Origin of the sequence: Streptomyces sp. NPDC026659, from assembly GCF_040638245.1 — a bacterium.
Lineage (GTDB): Bacteria > Actinomycetota > Actinomycetes > Streptomycetales > Streptomycetaceae > Streptomyces.
The window spans coordinates 252,467-270,575 of record NZ_JBEZXY010000011.1; the positions used below are offsets into that span (position 1 = coordinate 252,467).

Here is an 18,109-nt window from a genome sequence, read left to right on the forward strand (position 1 = left end):
CTCGAAGGCGGCCCGGAGCCCTGAGCTCCGGGCCCCTTCCATTGAGTGGGTTTCGCCGGGTGGGATGTGCTCGCGCGGGGGGCCGTACCGTAATCTCAGAGCCTGGAGCCCGGCGTTTCATGGGGCCGGATCTTCATCCACGACTTGGGGTTGCACAGCAGATGACTGCGATTTCTCTCGGTATGCCGTCCATCCCGACCAAGATCGCCGAGCGCCGCAAGAGCCGGCAGATCCAGGTCGGCACCGTCGCGGTCGGCGGCGACGCCCCCGTCTCGGTGCAGTCCATGACGACGACGCGTACGTCGGACATCGGGTCGACGTTGCAGCAGATCGCGGAGCTGACGGCGTCGGGCTGCCAGATCGTGCGGGTGGCGTGTCCGACGCAGGACGACGCGGACGCGCTGGCGACGATCGCGCGGAAGTCGCAGATCCCGGTGATCGCTGACATTCACTTCCAGCCGAAGTACGTGTTCGCGGCGATCGAGGCGGGCTGTGCGGCGGTCCGGGTGAACCCGGGCAACATCAAGCAGTTCGACGACAAGGTCCGGGAGATCGCGAAGGCGGCGAAGGACCACGGCACGCCGATCCGGATCGGGGTGAACGCGGGTTCCCTGGACCGGCGTCTGCTGCAGAAGTACGGCAAGGCCACCCCGGAGGCGCTGGTGGAGTCGGCGCTGTGGGAGGCGTCGCTGTTCGAGGAGCACGACTTCCGCGACATCAAGATCTCGGTGAAGCACAACGACCCGGTCGTGATGATCGAGGCGTACCGGCAGCTGGCCGCGCAGTGCGACTACCCGCTGCACCTGGGCGTGACGGAGGCGGGCCCGGCCTTCCAGGGCACGATCAAGTCGGCCGTGGCCTTCGGCGCGCTGCTCTCCCAGGGCATCGGCGACACGATCCGCGTCTCCCTGTCCGCCCCGCCGGCGGAGGAGGTCAAGGTCGGCCTGCAGATCCTGGAGTCCCTGAACCTGAAGCAGCGCGGCCTGGAGATCGTCTCCTGCCCGTCCTGCGGGCGTGCGCAGGTGGATGTGTACAAGCTGGCGGAGGAGGTCACCGCGGGTCTGGAGGGCATGGAGGTTCCCCTCCGTGTCGCGGTGATGGGCTGCGTCGTGAACGGCCCGGGCGAGGCCCGCGAGGCGGACCTGGGTGTGGCCTCCGGCAACGGCAAGGGCCAGATCTTCGTCAAGGGCGAGGTCATCAAGACCGTCCCGGAATCCAAGATCGTCGAAACGCTCATCGAGGAGGCCATGAAGCTGGCCGCCCAGATGGAGGCGGACGGCGTGGCGTCCGGCGAGCCGTCGGTGGCGGTAGCGGGCTGACAAGCGTCGCAAACTGATGGGGCCAGGGGGCAAGGCCGCAGGCCACCCCCTGCCCCAGGGGCGCGGGGCTGTATCGATGTGCGGCTCCGCCGCGTGGGCGCGACCAGCCACCGCGGACCCGCACCCGCCAGCGCACCCGCAACCCCACGAACTGGACGGCGCCCACCCAACCCCTCAGGATGAGACCCGTGCTGACCCAGACCACCTCCCGGGTGCTCGACCCGAGCGACCTCGACGCCGCGCTCGCCGTTCTCGACCGCGAGCCGGTCGCGAACGCCTTCGTGACCGCCCGCGTCCAGATCGCCGGCCTCGACCCCTGGCGACTGGGCGGCGAAATGTGGGGCTGGTACGAGGACGGCATCCTGACCTCGCTGTGCTACGCGGGCGCCAACCTGGTCCCGATCTGCGCCACCCCCCGCGCCGTCCGCGCCTTCGCCGACCGCGCCCGCAGGGCCGGACGCCGCTGCTCCTCCATCGTCGGCCCCGCCGGAGCCACCGCCGAGCTGTGGCGTCTGCTGGAGCCCCACTGGGGCCCGGCCCGCGAGATCCGCGCCCACCAGCCGCTCATGGTCACCGACCACATGCCCGCCGACATCGCGCCCGACCCGTACGTCCGCCGCATCCGCAAGGACGAGGTGGACACGGTCATGCCCGCGTGCGTGGCCATGTTCACCGAGGAGGTCGGCGTCTCCCCGCTCGCGGGCGACGGCGGCCTGCTCTACCAGGCCCGGGTGGCGGAACTGGTCGGCGCCGGCCGCTCCTTCGCCCGGCTCGACGAGCACGGCAACGTCGTCTTCAAGGCGGAGATCGGCGCCGCCACCACCCGCGCCTGCCAGATCCAGGGCGTCTGGGTCGCCCCCGAGTACCGGGGCCGGGGCCTGGCCGCCCCCGGCATGGCCGCCGTCCTGCGGTACGCGCTCGCCGACGTGGCCCCGGTGGTGAGCCTCTACGTGAACGACTTCAACACCGCCGCCCGCCGCACGTACCGCCGCGTCGGCTTCCAGGAGGTCGGCGCGTTCATGAGCGTGCTGTTCTGAGGGGACGGCCGTGAACCCGCCGTCACGACCCCGGGGTTCCGGTCGCGGACCCCGCTCGCCCCACCCGCCGTACACACCCCTGTACGCTCCCCGCATGGACCTCGTGATCGGTTCCCTGGACCTCGGCGCCCATGTCGACGAGGCGCTGGCGGTGCAAGCCGTCGCCTTCGGACTGGGCCCCGAGGAGGTGGCCGTACGCCGCCAGATCGTCCAGCGCCACATGCAGTTCCCCGGCGCCCGGGCCCTCGGCGCGCTCGCGGGCGGACGGCTGGTCGGGTTCGTGTACGGGATGCCCAACTCCCGTACGCACTGGTGGTCCACGGTCGTCGAGCCGTATCTGCGCGCGCGGGGCACCGACTTCTGGCTGGACGACGCCTTCGTCATCACCGAACTGCACGTCCACCCCGAGCACCAGAACCGGGGCATCGGCCGCCGGCTGATCACCGCCATCACCGACAGCGCCGCCGAACCCCGCTCGATCCTCTCCGCGATCGACACCGACAGCCCCGCCCGCGGCCTGTACCACTCCCTCGGCTACGCCGACCTCGCCCGCCGCGTCCACTTCCCGAGCGCGCCCCGCCCCTACGCCGTGATGGGCGCCCCGCTGCCGCTGCTGCGCCCGTAACCGATTTCCACCGGCACCGGCGACCCGGCTAACCTCCTGTGCCATCACCTCATTTTTCCGGCAGGAGTACGAGAACCATGGCGAACGCACCGGTCCAGCGCATGTCCCAGTTGTTGGCGAAGACGCTGCGCGACGACCCGGCCGACGCCGAGGTGCTCAGCCACAAGCTCCTCGTCCGCGCGGGATACGTCCGCCGTACCGCCGCGGGCGTCTGGTCCTGGCTGCCCCTCGGCAAGAAGGTCCTGGCCAACGTCGAGCGCGTCGTCCGCGAGGAGATGGACGCCATCGGCGCCCAGGAGGTCCTGCTCCCGGCCCTGCTGCCCCGTGAGCCCTACGAGGCCACAGGCCGCTGGGACGAGTACGGCGCCGAGCTGTTCCGCCTCCAGGACCGCAAGGGCGGCGACTACCTCCTCGGCCCCACCCACGAGGAGATCTTCACCCTCCTGGTGAAGGACCAGGCGTCCTCCTACAAGGACCTGCCGGTCATCCTGTACCAGATCCAGAGCAAGTTCCGCGACGAGGCCCGCCCGCGCGCCGGTATCCTGCGCGGCCGCGAGTTCCTCATGAAGGACTCGTACTCCTTCGACACCGAGGACGAGGGCCTGGCCCACTCGTACGCGCTGCACCGCGACGCCTACCGCCGGATCTTCGAGCGCCTCGGCCTCGACTACCGCATCTGCGCCGCCACCGCGGGCGCCATGGGCGGCTCCAAGTCCGAGGAGTTCCTGGCCCCCGCCGAGGCGGGTGAGGACACCTTCGCCGACTGCCCGAACTGCGACTTCGCCGCCAACACCGAGGCCGTGTACTACACGCTCGCCGAGGTCGACGCGACGGACGTGCCCGCGCTGGAGGAGATCCCCACCCCGGACACCCCGACCATCGAGACGCTGGCCGCCTCCCTCGGTGTGCCCGCCTCCGCCACCCTGAAGAACCTGCTGGTCAAGGTGGACGGCGAGATCGTCGCCGTCGGCGTCCCCGGCGACCGCGAGGTCGACATGGACAAGGTCGAGGCCCACTTCGCCCCGGCCGCCGTCGAGCTGGTCACCGAGGCCGACTTCGCCACCCGCGCCGACCTGGTGCGCGGCTACGTCGGCCCGCAGGGCCTGGGCGAGAAGGTCACCTACATCGCCGACCCGCGCGTGGCCCCCGGCACCTCCTGGATCACCGGCGCCAACAAGGAGCACACGCACGCGAAGAACGTCGTCGCGGGCCGTGACTTCGAGGTCGACGCGTACGTGGACGTGGTCGTGGTGCAGGAGGGCGACCCCTGCCCCAAGTGCGGCACCGGCCTGAAGCTGGACCGTGCCATCGAGATCGGCCACATCTTCCAGCTCGGCCGCAAGTACGCCGACGCCCTCAAGCTCGACGTGCTCGGCCAGAACGGCAAGCCCGTCCGCGTCACCATGGGCTCCTACGGCATCGGTGTCTCCCGCGCCGTCGCCGCCCTCGCCGAGCAGACCGCCGACGAGCAGGGCCTGTGCTGGCCCAAGGAGGTCGCCCCGGCCGACGTGCACGTCGTCGCCGCGGGCAAGGCCCTCCAGACCGAGGTCGCCCTCGACGTGGCCGCGAAGCTGGGTGCCGCGGGCGTCCGCGTCCTGGTGGACGACCGCCCCGGCGTCTCCCCGGGCGTGAAGTTCACCGACGCCGAGCTGATCGGCGTGCCCCAGATCCTGGTGGCCGGCCGCCGCGCCGGTGAGGGCGTCCTGGAGCTGAAGGACCGCAAGACCGGCGAGCGCGAGGAGCTGACGGTCGAGGAGGCCATCGCCCGCCTCACCGCCTGAGCCCTGAGTACACCCGGACCCGGTCGCCCTCGGGGGGCGGCCGGGTCCGGTGTTTTGACCGTGCCTACGGCTCTACAGCCAGGTCGCGAACTCCAGCAGCAGTTCCGCGTCCTGCTCCCGGCCCACCCGGCGGGACCGCACCCCGGACTCCACCGCGCGGAAGAGCGTCCAGCCGCGCAGCCGCTCCTGGTCCACCTCGAGGGACTCCGCGAGCTTCTTGATCCGGCGCCGGGTGACGGCCGCGCCCGACGGGGTCGCGATCAAATCCTCCACCCGGTCACGGACCAGCCGGGCCAGGTCGAAGGCGCACTCGCCGACCACCGGGTCCGGGCCCACCGCGAGCCACGGCAGCCGGTCCGCGCCGAGCACCTTGCTCTGCCGGAACGTGCCGTGCAGCAGCCGGTCCTCGGGCGGCTCCGCGAGCAGTTCGTCCCGTACCGACAGCGCCGCGTCCACCAGGGGAGCGGCCGCCGTGTCCGTACGGGCGCTCGCGGCCATCGCCTCGGCCTGCCGTCCGGTGCGCTCGGCCACCGTCTCGAAGCGGTGCGCCCCCGCACCGGCGGGCGGCGGCACCCACAGCCGTCGCAGCGTGCCCGCCGCCTCCAGGAGCGCCTTGGCCTCCGGCAGCGACCGCACCGACATCTCCGGGTGCAGCCGCTCCAGGAGCAGCGCGCCCTCGGCGGTGTCCTCGGCGCCGCTCTCCAGGAGCTGTACGGCACCCAGTCCGCCCCAGTGCGCGAGGGCGGCCCGCTCGCTCTCCGGGCGGGCCCGGGGCGGCGCCAGCTTCAGCACCGCCGGGGTGCCGTCCGCGCGCCGGACCAGCAGCACCAGACTGCTGCGGCCGCCGGGCACCTGGACCCGCTCCACGGTCAGCCCCCGCCGGGCCACGGCCCGTTCGGCGGCCAGGGGCAGCTCCGCCAGCCAGTCGTCGCCGGGCGGTGCCGTCTCCCCGGTCGCCCGCACCAGGCGCTGCGGCGGTTCGAAAGCCATGCGCGAGTGGTTCCCTTCCTCCTGGGTCTGCTCTGCAGGCGCCGCCGTACGGACCCGCGCGCGGGTCACGCCGACGGGGACGCCGAGCCCGCCGCAGCCGTGCGGCCGGCCGTACCGGCCCGTCCGGCCGCGTCACCGGCCCGCTCCGCGAGCCCAGGGAAGGCTACGCTCTCCCCGCTCCAGCGCACCGCCCGGACCGCCGCCTCGCGCAGCGCACCGGCCGCCGAAGCCCGTCGCTCGCCCGTCGCCGAGCGCACCAGGTCCGAGTAGACCCCGGCGACCCGCTGCTCCAGATCGGCGGCCAGCTTCACCGCCGAGGCGGAGTCCGCCACCGTGAACGGCAGCGCGTACGCGGCACTCGCGGCCACCGGCTCGCCGCCCAGGTCCCGCACCGAGCGCGCGAGGCCGTCCCGGCGGGCCCGGTGGGCGTCCCAGGCCGCCTTCGCCTCCGCGCGGCGGTCCGCGTCGACCCGGCCGCCGACGACGCCGTAGCCGTACACCGCCGCGTGCTCGGCCGCCAACGCGGCCTGGAGCGCGGTCAGTTCGGCCTTGTTGGTGGTGCTGTCGCTCACTTGTCCCCCTCGGTCAGCACGAACGCGTGGGCCGCACCGGCGGCCGCCACCGACGCCATCAGCCGGGCCAGCTCGCCGGGCACGTCCAGGAGCGCCCTGGCCCGCCGGTCGGCGAGGGTGCGCTCGGCGGTGGCGAGCCAGGCGAGCGCGTCCTTCTCGGCGGCGGGCACCGGGTCGGGGCTCGCGCCGGGAGTGGCGGAGGCCGCCTTGCCGTCCTCGCCGGGCTTGTCGTCCTCGCCGTGCTTGGCGTCGTCCCCGCCGCCCTCGGTGGAGGGGGAGGCGGAGGCGGACGCGCTGGGCGTCGCCGTGCCGTCGAAGGCCGCCGCGTGCGCGGCCACCGCCGCACGCAGCGGGGAGATCCGCTCGCCCAGGCCCGGATGCGCGGCCAGTACGGCGTCGTAGCGGGCCAGCAGGGCCGTGCTGTCGGCGGCGGCCCGCTTCCGCGCCCGCGTCGACGGCGAGGAGACGGTACTCGCCGGGCCGGTGCCGGAGGTGCAGCCCGCGAGCAGGGCGGCGGCCCCGGCGGCGGAGGCGAGCAGGGTTCTTCTGCGCGGCCCCGACCGGGCGCGCGACGGTGGAGGGTAGGACATGGCGGACGTCCTCGGGGGAGCGGGTACGGGGGGAAGACCACAGGCGGGCGCGACGCCCGTGATCACCGTACCCGCGCACCCCGCGCGCCCCCCTCACCGGCACCGCGCTCGGGCACCGTACGGCCCAGGGGCGGGGCCCCGGACGGCCGGGAGGGGCGAGGGTGGACGGCAACACCCGCCGCGACCGGATACCCTTTGACCAGACACGCGACCCATCCCACAACAGCACACGCGGCCGAGGAGTCACCCGGATGAGCACCACCCAGAGCGAGAGGCTGCGAGCGCTGCTCGAACCGCTCGTCACCTCGCAGGGGCTGGATCTCGAAGAGATCGCTGTGGACTCCGTCGGACGCAAGCGGGTGCTGCGCGTGGTCGTCGACTCGGACACCGGGGCCGACCTGGACCAGATCGCCGATGTGAGCCGTGCGCTCTCGGCGAAGCTCGACGAGACCGACGCGATGGGTGACGCGGCCTACGACCTGGAGGTCGGAACCCCCGGCGCGGAGCGCCTCCTCACCGAACGGCGCCACTACGCGCGCGCCGTGGACCGGCTGGTCAAGTTCCAGCTGACCGAGGGCGGCGAGCTGGTCGCGCGCATCCTGGGCGTGGACGACGAGGGTCTGGACCTGGAGGTCCCCGGCGTGAAGGGCCGCAAGGCCACCACCCGCCGGCTCGGTTTCCCGGAGATCGAGAAGGCGCGCGTCCAGGTCGAGTTCAACCGCAAGGACAAGACGGACATGAAGGAAGAGGAGGAGGCGTAGCCGTGGACATCGACATGAGCGCCCTGCGGGGCTTGGTCAGGGAGAAGGAGATCTCCTTCGACCTGCTGGTCGAGGCGATCGAGTCGGCCCTCCTCATCGCGTACCACCGCACCGAGGGAAGCCGCCGCCACGCGCGCGTGGAGCTGAACCGGCAGACCGGTCATGTGACCGTGTGGGCGAAGGAGGACCCGGAGGACCTGGAGGAGGGTCAGGAGCGGCTCGAGTTCGACGACACCCCCTCGGGGTTCGGCCGGATCGCCGCCACCACCGCCAAGCAGGTCATCCTCCAGCGGCTGCGCGACGCCGAGGACGACGCCACGCTCGGCGAGTACGCCGGGCGCGAGGGCGACATCGTCACGGGCGTGGTCCAGCAGGGCCGCGACCCGAAGAACGTGCTCGTGGACATCGGCAAGCTGGAGGCCATCCTGCCGGTGCAGGAGCAGGTCCCCGGTGAGACCTACAACCACGGCATGCGCCTGCGGTCGTACGTCGTCCGGGTGGCCAAGGGTGTGCGCGGTCCCTCCGTGACGCTCTCGCGCACGCACCCCAACCTGGTGAAGAAGCTCTTCGCCCTGGAGGTGCCGGAGATCGCGGACGGCTCGGTGGAGATCGCCGCCATCGCCCGCGAGGCCGGCCACCGCACCAAGATCGCGGTCCGGTCCACCCGTTCGGGCCTGAACGCCAAGGGCGCCTGCATCGGCCCGATGGGCGGCCGGGTGCGCAACGTGATGGGCGAGCTGAACGGCGAGAAGATCGACATCGTCGACTGGTCGGACGACCCGGCCGAGATGGTGGCGAACGCCCTGTCACCCGCCCGGGTGAGCAAGGTCGAGGTCGTCGACCTCGCCTCGCGCTCCGCCCGGGTGACCGTGCCGGACTACCAGCTGTCGCTGGCGATCGGCAAGGAAGGGCAGAACGCCCGGCTCGCGGCCCGGCTCACCGGCTGGCGGATCGACATCCGGCCGGACACCGAGCAGCCCGCCGAGTAGGACCGACAGCAGATCCGGGCGGGTACTCGCCCGGATCGCTCATTTTCATGCGCGGAAACTGTTCGACCCTTGCCCCAAAGGGGTGAGGTCGGTACGGGGAGGTAGACTTAATCGTGTCTGGCCGGACGCATGCCCGAGCATGCCCTGAACGCACCTGTGTGGGGTGCCGGGAGCGGGCGGCCAAGAACGATCTACTGCGGATCGTGATGATCGAGGACGCCTGCGTCCCCGATCCTCGCGGTACGCTGCCCGGCCGGGGTGCATATGTACACCCGGCCCCGGTCTGTCTCGACCAGGCGGTACGCCGCCGGGCGTTCACGCGGGCACTGCGCGCCCCGGGAACGCTCGACACAAACGCGTTGCGCCGATACGTCGAGCAGACGACAGTTGCCGAGGAGGCAACACCGTAAGTGTGCCGCGCGGAACCCCGTGCGGACTGGTACCTCGCGAGTCGAAAGCAGGTCGAGATTGCGATGAGCACTCGATGAGTACGCGATGAGTACGCCCATGAACTAGCGACGGTCCGGCTTCACCCGGACCTCAAAGGAGCGAAGTGGCTAAGGTCCGGGTATACGAACTCGCCAAGGAGTTCGGTGTAGAGAGCAAGGTCGTCATGGCCAAGCTCCAAGAACTCGGTGAATTCGTCCGTTCGGCGTCTTCGACCATCGAAGCGCCCGTGGTACGTAAGCTGACCGACGCCTTCCAGGGTGGCTCCGGCAAGTCCGCCGGCAAGCCCGCCCCGCGCAAGGCGACCCCCAAGCCCGCCGCGCCGGCTCCGGTGCAGGCTGGGGGCCCCTCCCACGCCGTCAAGGCAGTGGGGGATCGTCCGGCTGCTCCGAAGCCGGGCGCCCCCAAGCCGGCCGCGGCCCAGCCCGCCGCCCCGGTCACCCCCTCGGCCCCGGCGGCGTCCGCGCCCGCTCCGGGCCCGCGTCCGGTTCCGGGCCCCAAGCCCGCGCCCGCGCCGCGTCCGGCCCCGGCCGCCCCGGAGTTCACCGCTCCGGCCGCCCAGGCCCCGCAGACCCCGCAGGCTCCGGCCGAGCGTGGTCCGCGTCCCGGTGGTGCCCGTCCCGGCGCGCCCAAGCCCGGTGGCCGTCCGGCTCCCGGTCAGGGTCAGGGCCAGGCGGCCCGTCCCGGCCAGGGTGCTCCGCGCCCCGGTGGCCAGGCCCCGCGTCCCGGCGCCCGTCCGGCCGGTCCCCGTCCGGGCAACAACCCCTTCACCTCCGGTGGCTCCACCGGCATGGCCCGTCCGCAGGCGCCTCGCCCGCAGGGTGGTCCGCGTCCCGGCGGCGCTCCCGGTGCCGGTCCCCGTCCGCAGGGCCCCGGTGCCCAGGGTGGCGGTCCGCGTCCGCAGGCTCCGGGCGGTTCCCGTCCGTCGCCCGCCGGTATGCCCCGTCCGCAGGGTGGTCCGCGTCCCGGCGGCGCTCCCGGTGCCGGTCCGCGTCCGAACCCCGGCATGATGCCGCAGCGTCCCGCTGCCGGCCCGCGTCCCGGCCCCGGCGGCCGTGGTCCGGCCGGTGCCGGTCGTCCCGGCGGCGGCGGTCGTCCGGGTGGCGGCGGCTTCGCCGGTCGTCCGGCCGGTCCGGGTGGCGGCGGTGCCGGTCGTCCCGGCGGTGGCGGCGGCGGTTTCGCCGGTCGTCCCGGTGGTGGCGGCGGCTTCGGTGGCGGCGGTGGCCGTCCCGGCTTCGGTGGCCGTCCCGGTGGTCCCGGTGCCCGTGGTGGCACGCAGGGCGCCTTCGGCCGTCCCGGTGGTCCCGCGCGTCGTGGCCGCAAGTCGAAGCGGCAGAGGCGCCAGGAGTACGAGGCCATGCAGGCCCCGAGCGTCGGCGGCGTGATGCTGCCGCGCGGCAACGGCCAGGCGATCCGCCTGTCCCGCGGCGCGTCGCTCACCGACTTCGCCGAGAAGATCAACGCCAACCCGGCGTCGCTCGTCGCGGTCATGATGAACCTCGGCGAGATGGTCACTGCCACGCAGTCCGTCTCCGACGAGACGCTGCAGCTCCTCGCCGACGAGATGAACTACACGATTCAGATCGTCAGCCCCGAGGAGGAGGACCGCGAGCTGCTCGAGTCCTTCGACCTGGAGTTCGGTGAGGACGAGGGCACCGAGGAAGACCTGGTCGTCCGTCCGCCGGTCGTGACCGTCATGGGTCACGTCGACCACGGTAAGACCCGCCTGCTCGACGCCATCCGCAAGACGAACGTCATCGCGGGCGAGGCCGGTGGCATCACCCAGCACATCGGTGCCTACCAGGTCGCGACCGAGGTCAACGACGAAGAGCGCAAGATCACCTTCATCGACACCCCGGGTCACGAGGCGTTCACCGCCATGCGTGCCCGTGGTGCGAAGTCGACCGACATCGCGATCCTCGTGGTGGCGGCCAACGACGGTGTCATGCCGCAGACGGTCGAGGCCCTGAACCACGCCAAGGCGGCCGGTGTGCCGATCGTGGTCGCGGTCAACAAGATCGACGTCGAGGGCGCCGACCCGACCAAGGTGCGCGGTCAGCTGACCGAGTACGGCCTGGTGGCCGAGGAGTACGGCGGCGACACCATGTTCGTCGACATCTCCGCCAAGCAGGGTCTGCACATCGACAGCCTGCTGGAAGCGGTCATCCTGACCGCCGACGCCTCGCTCGACCTGCGTGCCAACCCGCACCAGGACGCGCAGGGCATCTCGATCGAGTCCCGCCTCGACCGCGGCCGCGGTGCCGTGGCGACGGTCCTCGTCCAGCGAGGCACGCTGCGGGTCGGCGACACGATGGTCGTGGGCGACGCCTACGGCCGTGTGCGCGCCATGCTCGACGACAACGGCAACAACGTGGCCGAGGCCGGCCCGTCGACGCCGGTCCAGGTCCTGGGCCTGACCAACGTCCCGGGTGCCGGTGACAACTTCATCGTGGTGGACGAGGACCGTACGGCCCGTCAGATCGCGGAGAAGCGTGCCGCCCGTGAGCGCAACGCGGCCTTCGCCAAGCGCACGCGCCGTGTCTCCCTCGAGGACCTGGACAAGGTGCTCAAGGCCGGCGAGGTCCAGCAGCTGAACCTGATCATCAAGGGTGACGCTTCCGGTTCGGTCGAGGCTCTCGAGTCCTCGCTGCTCCAGCTGGACGTCGGCGAAGAGGTCGACATCCGCGTCCTGCACCGCGGCGTCGGTGCGGTCACGGAGTCCGACATCGACCTGGCCATGGGCTCCGACGCCATCGTCATCGGCTTCAACGTCCGCGCGGCCGGCCGCGCGGCGCAGATGGCCGAGCGCGAGGGTGTCGACGTCCGGTACTACTCGGTCATCTACCAGGCGATCGAGGAGATCGAGGCGGCCCTCAAGGGCATGCTCAAGCCGGAGTACGAGGAGGTCGAGCTCGGCACGGCGGAGATCCGCGAGGTCTTCAAGTCGTCCAAGCTGGGCAACATCGCCGGTGTCCTCATCCGCTCGGGCGAGGTCAAGCGCAACACCAAGGCCCGCCTGGTCCGCGACGGCAAGGTCATCGCGGAGAACCTCAACATCGAGGGCCTGCGTCGCTTCAAGGACGACGTCACCGAGATCCGCGAGGGTTACGAGGGTGGTATCAACCTCGGCAACTTCAACGACATCAAGGTCGACGACGTCATCGCGACGTACGAGATGCGCGAGAAGCCGCGGGTGTAATCGCGGTTAGGCTGCCGCTGGCCGACGGGACTTCCGGGTCCCGTCGGCCAGCGCGCCGTTACTGGGGGCGCTGCCCCCAGACCCCCTGCTTGCCACCTACCCGCCCGTCTCGGTTGGTTGAGAGTCCAACTTTTCAACCTACCGAGACGGGCGGGTTCGGGTGGGCGAACGGGGGTCCGGGGGCGGAGCCCCTGGGACAGGGCCGCAGCCCACAGGGCCGTAAACCCTGTCGAGCCACCGGCCGGTACGCGGTACGGTTCTTGAAGCCCCCGTCCACACGGACCCGGGCCACCGATCCCGTACCGGCGGGTGAACCGGCTGCACATGTACGTGGGGACTCTGTCCTTCGACCTGCTCCTCGGCGATGTCCACTCGCTGAAGGAGAAGCGCTCCGTCATCCGCCCGATCGTCGCCGAACTCCAGCGGAAGTACGCGGTGAGCGCGGCCGAGGTGGACCACATGGACCTCCACCGCCGGGCCCTGATCGGCCTCGCGGCGGTGTCCGGCGACGCGGCGCACCTCACCGACGTACTCGACCGGTGCGAGCGCCTGGTCGCCGCCCGCCCCGAAGTGGAGCTGCTGTCCGTGCGACGCAAGTTCCACGGCGACGACGACTGACCACAGAACGTTAGAAGAAGAAAGAACGGGAGACGGACCAGTGGCCGACAACGCTCGGGCGAAAAGGCTGGCGGACCTCATCCGGGAGGTGGTGGCGCAGAAGCTGCAGCGCGGGATCAAGGACCCCCGGCTCGGCTCGCACGTCACCATCACGGACACCCGGGTCACGGGTGACCTGCGGGAGGCGACCGTCTTCTACACGGTCTACGGCGACGACGAGGAGCGGGCGGCCGCGGCCGCCGGTCTGGAGAGCGCCAAGGGCGTCCTGCGCTCCGAGGTCGGCCGCGCGGCCGGCATCAAGTTCACGCCGACCCTGACCTTCGTCGCGGACGCCCTGCCGGACACGGCCCGCAACATCGAGGACCTCCTCGACCGGGCCCGGCAGTCCGACGCCGCGGTGCGCGAGTCCTCCGCGGGCGCCGCGTACGCCGGTGGCGCGGACCCGTACCGCAAGCCGGAGTCCGACGACGAGACGGACGACACCGCCGAATGAGCAGCAAGCCCACCCCGCCCGACGGCCTTGTCATCGTGGACAAGCCGTCGGGCTTCACCTCGCACGACGTGGTCGCCAAGATGCGCGGGATCGCCCGGACCCGCCGCATCGGCCACGCCGGCACCCTCGATCCGATGGCCACCGGTGTCCTCGTCCTCGGTGTGGAGCGCGCGACCAAGCTCCTCGGGCATCTCGCCCTCACCGAGAAGGAGTACCTGGGCACCATCCGCCTGGGCCAGAACACCGTCACCGACGACGCCGAGGGGGAGATCACCTCTTCCGCCGACGCCTCCCAGGTGACCCGGGACGCCATCGACGCGGGCATCGCCAAGCTGACCGGCGAGATCATGCAGGTGCCGTCCAAGGTCAGCGCCATCAAGATCGACGGCGTACGGTCGTACAAGCGCGCCCGCGAGGGCGAGGAGTTCGAGATCCCGGCCCGCCCGGTGACCGTCTCGTCCTTCGCGGTCTACGACGTGCGCGACGCGGTCGCCGAGGACGGCACCCCCGTGCTCGACCTCGTCGTCTCCGTGGTCTGCTCCTCCGGCACCTACATCCGCGCCCTCGCCCGCGACCTGGGCGCCGACCTGGGCGTCGGCGGCCACCTGACCGCGCTGCGCCGCACGCGCGTCGGGCCGTACAAGATCGACTCCGCGAGGACGCTCGACCAGCTCCAGACCGAGCTGGCCGTGATGCCCGTCGCCGAGGCCGCCACGGCCGCCTTCCCGCGCTGGAACGTCGACACCAAGCGGGCCAGGCTCCTGCTCAACGGCGTGCGCCTGGAGATGCCCGACGAGTACGCGGGCGCCGGTCCCGTCGCCGTGTTCGGCCCCGAGGGCACCTTCCTCGCGCTGGTCGAGGCGTACAAGGGCAAGGCGAAGAGCCTCGCCGTCTTCGGCTGACCGAAGACCGCTGAAGGAACTCCCGGGTGTGTGCCCGTGGAGCGGCGGCCACGGGGTACGTGCCACACCCGCCGCTCCACGGTCCCCCCTGGGTTCCCCCACCCCTAGGGTCTGTCCATTCGGACCCGTTCATTCACCCGTCCGGGCAGGCGCTCGGAGTGAATCGGGGGAGCTTAAGGGGGCGCTTTCGTCTCGCGGCCTTCTCGGGTGATCATCGCGCCCCTACCGTCGAGGGACAAGGGCGCGGGCACACGGGCGGGAGGCAGGGCGATGGACCAGCTCGTCCGGATCGACGACCCCGACGGCCGCCCCCGTGGCGTCGGCTTCCTCGCCGACCACCACGGCACCCTCCTCACCAGTCACGAGGCCGTCGACGGCCTCACCCGGCTCGTCCTGTGCGCGCCCAACGGCCGTACGGCCACCGCCGGGCCCGACGCCGTCGTCCCGCTGCCCGCGCTGGGCCTCGCGCTCGTGCGCACCGAGGGCCTGGACGTCCGGCCGCTGCCGCTGACCGTGCGGGACCGGACCGACGCGGGTACGTATGTCCGGCTCCCGGCGGGCTGCTGGCGCGAGGCCCGGGTGCTCACCACCACCCCGGTCGCCTACGCCGCCCGCGACGGTCGGCGCCGCCTCGACGCACTGGAACTGGCGATCGGCACGGCGGGCCGCGACGCCCTGCGCCCCGGCGGCGGCGCGACCGGCGGCCCCGTCCTCGACGCCCGCACCGGCGCGGTCCTCGGCGTCCTCGGCACGGCCCTGAGCTCCGAGCGCGCCGACCGGGGCTTCGCGGTCCCGGTGCGCCCGACGGCCGCCGACAGCGCCCTCGCCGCCCTCCTCGCCCGCAACGCGGCCACCGTGCCCGCCTACGGCGCCGACCTCAACCCCGCCGCCGTCCTCGAACTCACCGGAGCCGTCCTCACCGTCGACGGGCCACCGCTCGCCGAGGACGTGGAGCCGGTGGAACGGGCCGACGCGACAAGGGAGTTGAAGGACTTCACCGAAGGCCCCGCCCCGGTGCTCGCCCTCACCGGGGCGCCCGGCAGCGGCCGTACGACCCAGCTCGCCGCCCTCGCCGTACGCCGCCACCGGGACGAGACACCCGCGCCCGCCCTCTGGCTGCGCGGCGCCGATCTGCGCGGCGGTGACGACTCCCTGGCCGACGCGGCGCACCGGGCCCTGCGCCGCGCCGGTGTGGCCGTCCGCGAGGGCGAGCCCGGCGATCTCGACCCCGGCAGGGTGGCCCGCGTCGCCGCCGGGGCCGGACGCCCGCTGCTGCTCCTGCTCGACGACCCCGAGGAGATGCCGGCCGCGCTGGCCGGGCGGCTGCCCGAGTGGACCCGGAACACGGTGGCCTGGCTCCGCGAGAGCGGGGCACGGCTGGTGATCGGCTGCCGGGAGGAGTTCTGGGAGGAGTACGCGGAGCACTGGGAGCGGGGCGCCCCGGCGAGCGCTCCGCCGCCGCGCGTGCGGCTCACCGGGTTCACCCCGCGGGAGGCCCGCCTCGCCCGTGCCCGGCACGGCGTCCCGGAGGGCGCCCTCGACGGGCGCGACGCCCGGCATCCGCTCGCCCTGCGCCTGCTCGCCGAGGTACGGGCCGCCCTGCCCGGTGCGCAGGTTCCCGGACCCGTGGACCGGCACGAGGTTCTCGCCGCCCACCTCGACCTGATGTGCCTGCGCGTCGCGGTCCGCCTCACCGCCGGGGACGGCCCGCGCGGTACGGCCGTACGGCGGCTCGCGACCCGGGTCGCCGGGCAGGTGCACGAGGCCGCGCGGCGCGCCCTCGGGAGCGGGACGGGCGCGCTCGACCGGAAGACGTTCGAGGCGCTGTTCCCGCCCGGGCCCGCCCCCGCCCGGCTCGGCGGCGGCTCCGGCTGGGCCTCCGCCGTCCTGGTCGAAGGACTCCTGGTGCCCACCGGCACCGGCTACCGCTTCGCGCACACCGAGTTGTCCGACTGGCTCCAGGGCAGTCACCTCGACCTGGAGGCGGCCCTCGACGTGCTGGTGCACCGGCCGCGCGCGGTCGCCCCCGTCGCCGTGCCGCACCACCGCGCGGGCCCCGTCGTCCAGGCGCTGCTGCTGCTCGGCCGCAGGCGTGGGGCCCGGCTGCTCGCCTTCCGGCTGCGGGAGCTGGCCGACGCCCTGGACGCGGACCCGACCTCCTGGTGGGCGGCCCGGCTGCTCTCCCGGACCCTGCTCGACGTGCCCGACGCGGCGCCGTACCGCGAGGTGCTGCGCTGTCTCGCCGGGCGGGTCGTCGCCTGGCGGCACGGGCGGCGCCCGGTGCCCGACGGTCTCGGGCCCGCCTTCTGGGCCGCGCTGCCGCTGCCCGCCGCCGAGCGGTTCGCGCTGCTGCGGGAGCTGGTCCTCGCGGACGGGGACACCGAGGGGGCGGCCCCGGGCGAGCGGTATCTCGACGCGGCCGCCCGGCTGCTGGCCGCCGACCCCGCCGCCGTACAGCCCCACCTCACCCGCTGGTTCGAGGACGAACGCCCGCTGCCCGCCGCCCCGCACGCCACCGTGGCCACCGCCGCGCAGGCCCTGCTGCACACCCACCGGCACGGAGCCCTGGACGAGCTGACCGAGGCCCTGGCCGACAGCGGCCACCGGCGGGCCGACGAACTCCTCGCCGTCCTCGCCGAGGACGAACCCACCGCCGCCTGCCGGGCCGTGGACCGCTGGGCGTCCGACGAGCGGCCCGCCCGCCGGGCGGCGGCGACCGCCCTCGCCCTGCGCGCCGCCCCGCACGCCCGTACCCCGGACGACCGCGCCCTGCTCCGCCGCGCCGCCCGCGCGCTGCTCGCCCGCCCCGCCGACCGGGAGCTGCACGGCGGCGCCCTCGCCCTCCTGGTCCGTGACCCGCACACCCGCGAGGAGCATCTGCCGGAGACGCTGCGCCGCTTCGCCGACGGCGACCTCGGCATCCCCGCCGCCGCGCTGCTGCCCGCCCTGGCCACCCACGCCGACCCGGTCCTCGCCTCCTTCCGTTCCCGGCTGCGCGGCGGCGGCCCGGACACCGCGCGGACGCTGCGCGCACTCGCGGACGTCACCGATCCGGCGCTGGTCCACCGGGTCGCCGCCCTGGTCAGGGAGGCGGTCGCGCCAGGCCCGGACAGCGCCGGTTCCGTGGCCGCGTACGTCGCCCGCCGCCTCGGTCAGGGGCCGACGGCACGCTCCGAGCTGCTGCCCCTGGTGGGTGGCCTGCTCGGCACGGGCGCCGAACCGGTCCGTACGGCTCTGGCCACCGTGCTCGCCACGCCGGGCGAGACGGCCGCCGGGCCCCTGCGCCGCGAGCTGCTCGACCTGCTGTTCGCCCACGAGCGGGAACCGGCCGTCCTGCTCGCGGCGGCCCGCGCGGCCGTCGGTCACCTGGGCGAGGGCGGCGACGACGGCGACGGCGCTGGTGAGGCGGAGGGTGACGGCGAGGCCGAGGCGCGCGGGCTTCTGCACCGCACCGGCCTGCTGTGCGGCCGTACCCCCGAGGGCGCCGCCCGCTTCGACGACTGCCTGGTGGACCTCGCCGAAGAGGTGCCCGGCCTCGCCGTACGACTGGCCCGCTGGCTCACCGAGGCTCCCGACGACTGGGCCGGACTGCCGGGCCCCGGCGCGCGCCGCGCGATCGAGAGCGTGGCCGGGACGCGCGTACCGGTGTGAGCCCGGCCGGTACGGGCCCCAGCCGGGTACGGGCGTACCTGAGGTGGGGTCTCGTACGTGCGTCCGGTCACAGCCCCCGGCCGATGCGGGGCACGGGCGGGCGGCATGGCACCCTTAGACCTGCACAAGAGGTCA

The 18,109-nt window shown here is 73.5% G+C and carries 15 protein-coding genes; 12 read left to right on the top strand and 3 right to left on the bottom strand.

The window, feature by feature from the left end; translation table 11 throughout:
* Positions 1 to 161: 161 nt before the first annotated feature.
* The 4 genes from ispG to AB0E91_RS26495 all read left to right on the top strand — a co-directional run bounded on the left by ispG (position 162) and on the right by AB0E91_RS26495 (position 4,762).
* A complete protein-coding gene (ispG, locus tag AB0E91_RS26480) occupies positions 162 to 1,319 on the top strand; it encodes a flavodoxin-dependent (E)-4-hydroxy-3-methylbut-2-enyl-diphosphate synthase (RefSeq protein WP_361786749.1) in 1,158 nt (385 codons plus the stop codon).
* 188 nt (positions 1,320 to 1,507) lie between these two features.
* The gene (locus tag AB0E91_RS26485) at positions 1,508 to 2,356 is read left to right on the top strand and encodes a GNAT family N-acetyltransferase (protein WP_161179256.1); all 849 of its coding nucleotides are present in this window, start codon (positions 1,508 to 1,510) and stop codon (positions 2,354 to 2,356) included.
* Between the two features lie 94 nt (positions 2,357 to 2,450).
* Entirely contained in the window at positions 2,451 to 2,981 is a 531-nt protein-coding gene (locus tag AB0E91_RS26490; protein WP_361786753.1) for a GNAT family N-acetyltransferase, read from the top strand.
* Positions 2,982 to 3,058: 77 nt separating this feature from the next.
* On the top strand, positions 3,059 to 4,762 hold the full coding sequence (locus AB0E91_RS26495) for a proline--tRNA ligase (protein ID WP_361786756.1): 1,704 nt from the start codon (positions 3,059 to 3,061) through the stop codon (positions 4,760 to 4,762).
* A 72-nt stretch (positions 4,763 to 4,834) separates the two neighbouring features.
* Here the strand turns inward: AB0E91_RS26495 and AB0E91_RS26500 are convergent, their stop codons facing one another.
* The 3 genes from AB0E91_RS26500 to AB0E91_RS26510 all read right to left on the bottom strand — a co-directional run bounded on the left by AB0E91_RS26500 (position 4,835) and on the right by AB0E91_RS26510 (position 6,914).
* Positions 4,835 to 5,752 (bottom strand): aminoglycoside phosphotransferase family protein, encoded by a 918-nt coding sequence (locus tag AB0E91_RS26500; RefSeq protein WP_361786759.1) that lies wholly within the window; start codon positions 5,750 to 5,752, stop codon positions 4,835 to 4,837.
* Between the two features lie 65 nt (positions 5,753 to 5,817).
* Positions 5,818 to 6,324: a ferritin-like domain-containing protein gene (locus tag AB0E91_RS26505; protein ID WP_361786762.1), complete on the bottom strand. Its 507-nt coding sequence runs from the start codon at positions 6,322 to 6,324 to the stop codon at positions 5,818 to 5,820.
* The gene (locus tag AB0E91_RS26510) at positions 6,321 to 6,914 is read right to left on the bottom strand and encodes a hypothetical protein (protein WP_361786765.1); all 594 of its coding nucleotides are present in this window, start codon (positions 6,912 to 6,914) and stop codon (positions 6,321 to 6,323) included. The genes AB0E91_RS26505 and AB0E91_RS26510 overlap by 4 nt, the downstream gene beginning before the upstream one ends.
* A 251-nt stretch (positions 6,915 to 7,165) precedes the next feature.
* On the opposite strand from AB0E91_RS26510, the gene rimP reads away from it, so the two are divergent.
* The 8 genes from rimP (at position 7,166) to AB0E91_RS26550 (ending at position 17,974) form a co-directional block, all read left to right on the top strand.
* Positions 7,166 to 7,675 (top strand): ribosome maturation factor RimP, encoded by a 510-nt coding sequence (gene rimP, locus AB0E91_RS26515; protein ID WP_161182502.1) that lies wholly within the window; start codon positions 7,166 to 7,168, stop codon positions 7,673 to 7,675.
* A gap of 2 nt (positions 7,676 to 7,677) precedes the next feature.
* Positions 7,678 to 8,664, top strand: coding sequence for a transcription termination factor NusA (gene nusA, locus AB0E91_RS26520; RefSeq protein WP_361786768.1), 987 nt, complete (start codon positions 7,678 to 7,680; stop codon positions 8,662 to 8,664).
* Positions 8,665 to 8,777: 113 nt separating this feature from the next.
* On the top strand, positions 8,778 to 9,074 hold the full coding sequence (locus AB0E91_RS26525) for a YlxR family protein (RefSeq protein WP_361786771.1): 297 nt from the start codon (positions 8,778 to 8,780) through the stop codon (positions 9,072 to 9,074).
* 143 nt (positions 9,075 to 9,217) lie between these two features.
* The gene (gene infB / locus AB0E91_RS26530) at positions 9,218 to 12,310 is read left to right on the top strand and encodes a translation initiation factor IF-2 (RefSeq protein ID WP_361786774.1); all 3,093 of its coding nucleotides are present in this window, start codon (positions 9,218 to 9,220) and stop codon (positions 12,308 to 12,310) included.
* Between the two features lie 324 nt (positions 12,311 to 12,634).
* Entirely contained in the window at positions 12,635 to 12,928 is a 294-nt protein-coding gene (locus tag AB0E91_RS26535; RefSeq protein WP_361786926.1) for a DUF503 domain-containing protein, read from the top strand.
* 40 nt (positions 12,929 to 12,968) lie between these two features.
* Positions 12,969 to 13,421 carry a 30S ribosome-binding factor RbfA gene (gene rbfA, locus AB0E91_RS26540; protein WP_361786777.1) on the top strand — a complete coding sequence of 151 codons (453 nt, stop codon included), beginning with the start codon at positions 12,969 to 12,971 and terminating at the stop codon, positions 13,419 to 13,421.
* Positions 13,418 to 14,323: a tRNA pseudouridine(55) synthase TruB gene (gene truB, locus AB0E91_RS26545; protein WP_361786780.1), complete on the top strand. Its 906-nt coding sequence runs from the start codon at positions 13,418 to 13,420 to the stop codon at positions 14,321 to 14,323. Before rbfA ends, truB begins: the two co-directional genes overlap by 4 nt.
* A gap of 270 nt (positions 14,324 to 14,593) precedes the next feature.
* Entirely contained in the window at positions 14,594 to 17,974 is a 3,381-nt protein-coding gene (locus tag AB0E91_RS26550) for a trypsin-like peptidase domain-containing protein (RefSeq protein ID WP_361786783.1), read from the top strand.
* The last annotated feature ends 135 nt before the right edge of the window (positions 17,975 to 18,109 follow it).

Excerpts from the sequence above, each read along its gene's own strand:
- AB0E91_RS26550 (WP_361786783.1), top strand. The coding sequence starts at position 14,594 with ATGGACCAGCTCGTCCGGATCGACGACCCCGACGGCCGCCCCCGTGGC.
- AB0E91_RS26510 (WP_361786765.1), bottom strand. The coding sequence starts at position 6,914 with ATGTCCTACCCTCCACCGTCGCGCGCCCGGTCGGGGCCGCGCAGAAGA.
- AB0E91_RS26495 (WP_361786756.1), top strand. The coding sequence starts at position 3,059 with ATGGCGAACGCACCGGTCCAGCGCATGTCCCAGTTGTTGGCGAAGACG.
- rimP (WP_161182502.1), top strand. The coding sequence starts at position 7,166 with ATGAGCACCACCCAGAGCGAGAGGCTGCGAGCGCTGCTCGAACCGCTC.
- AB0E91_RS26535 (WP_361786926.1), top strand. The coding sequence starts at position 12,635 with ATGTACGTGGGGACTCTGTCCTTCGACCTGCTCCTCGGCGATGTCCAC.
- AB0E91_RS26490 (WP_361786753.1), top strand. The coding sequence starts at position 2,451 with ATGGACCTCGTGATCGGTTCCCTGGACCTCGGCGCCCATGTCGACGAG.
- ispG (WP_361786749.1), top strand. The coding sequence starts at position 162 with ATGACTGCGATTTCTCTCGGTATGCCGTCCATCCCGACCAAGATCGCC.
- AB0E91_RS26500 (WP_361786759.1), bottom strand. The coding sequence starts at position 5,752 with ATGGCTTTCGAACCGCCGCAGCGCCTGGTGCGGGCGACCGGGGAGACG.
- truB (WP_361786780.1), top strand. The coding sequence starts at position 13,418 with ATGAGCAGCAAGCCCACCCCGCCCGACGGCCTTGTCATCGTGGACAAG.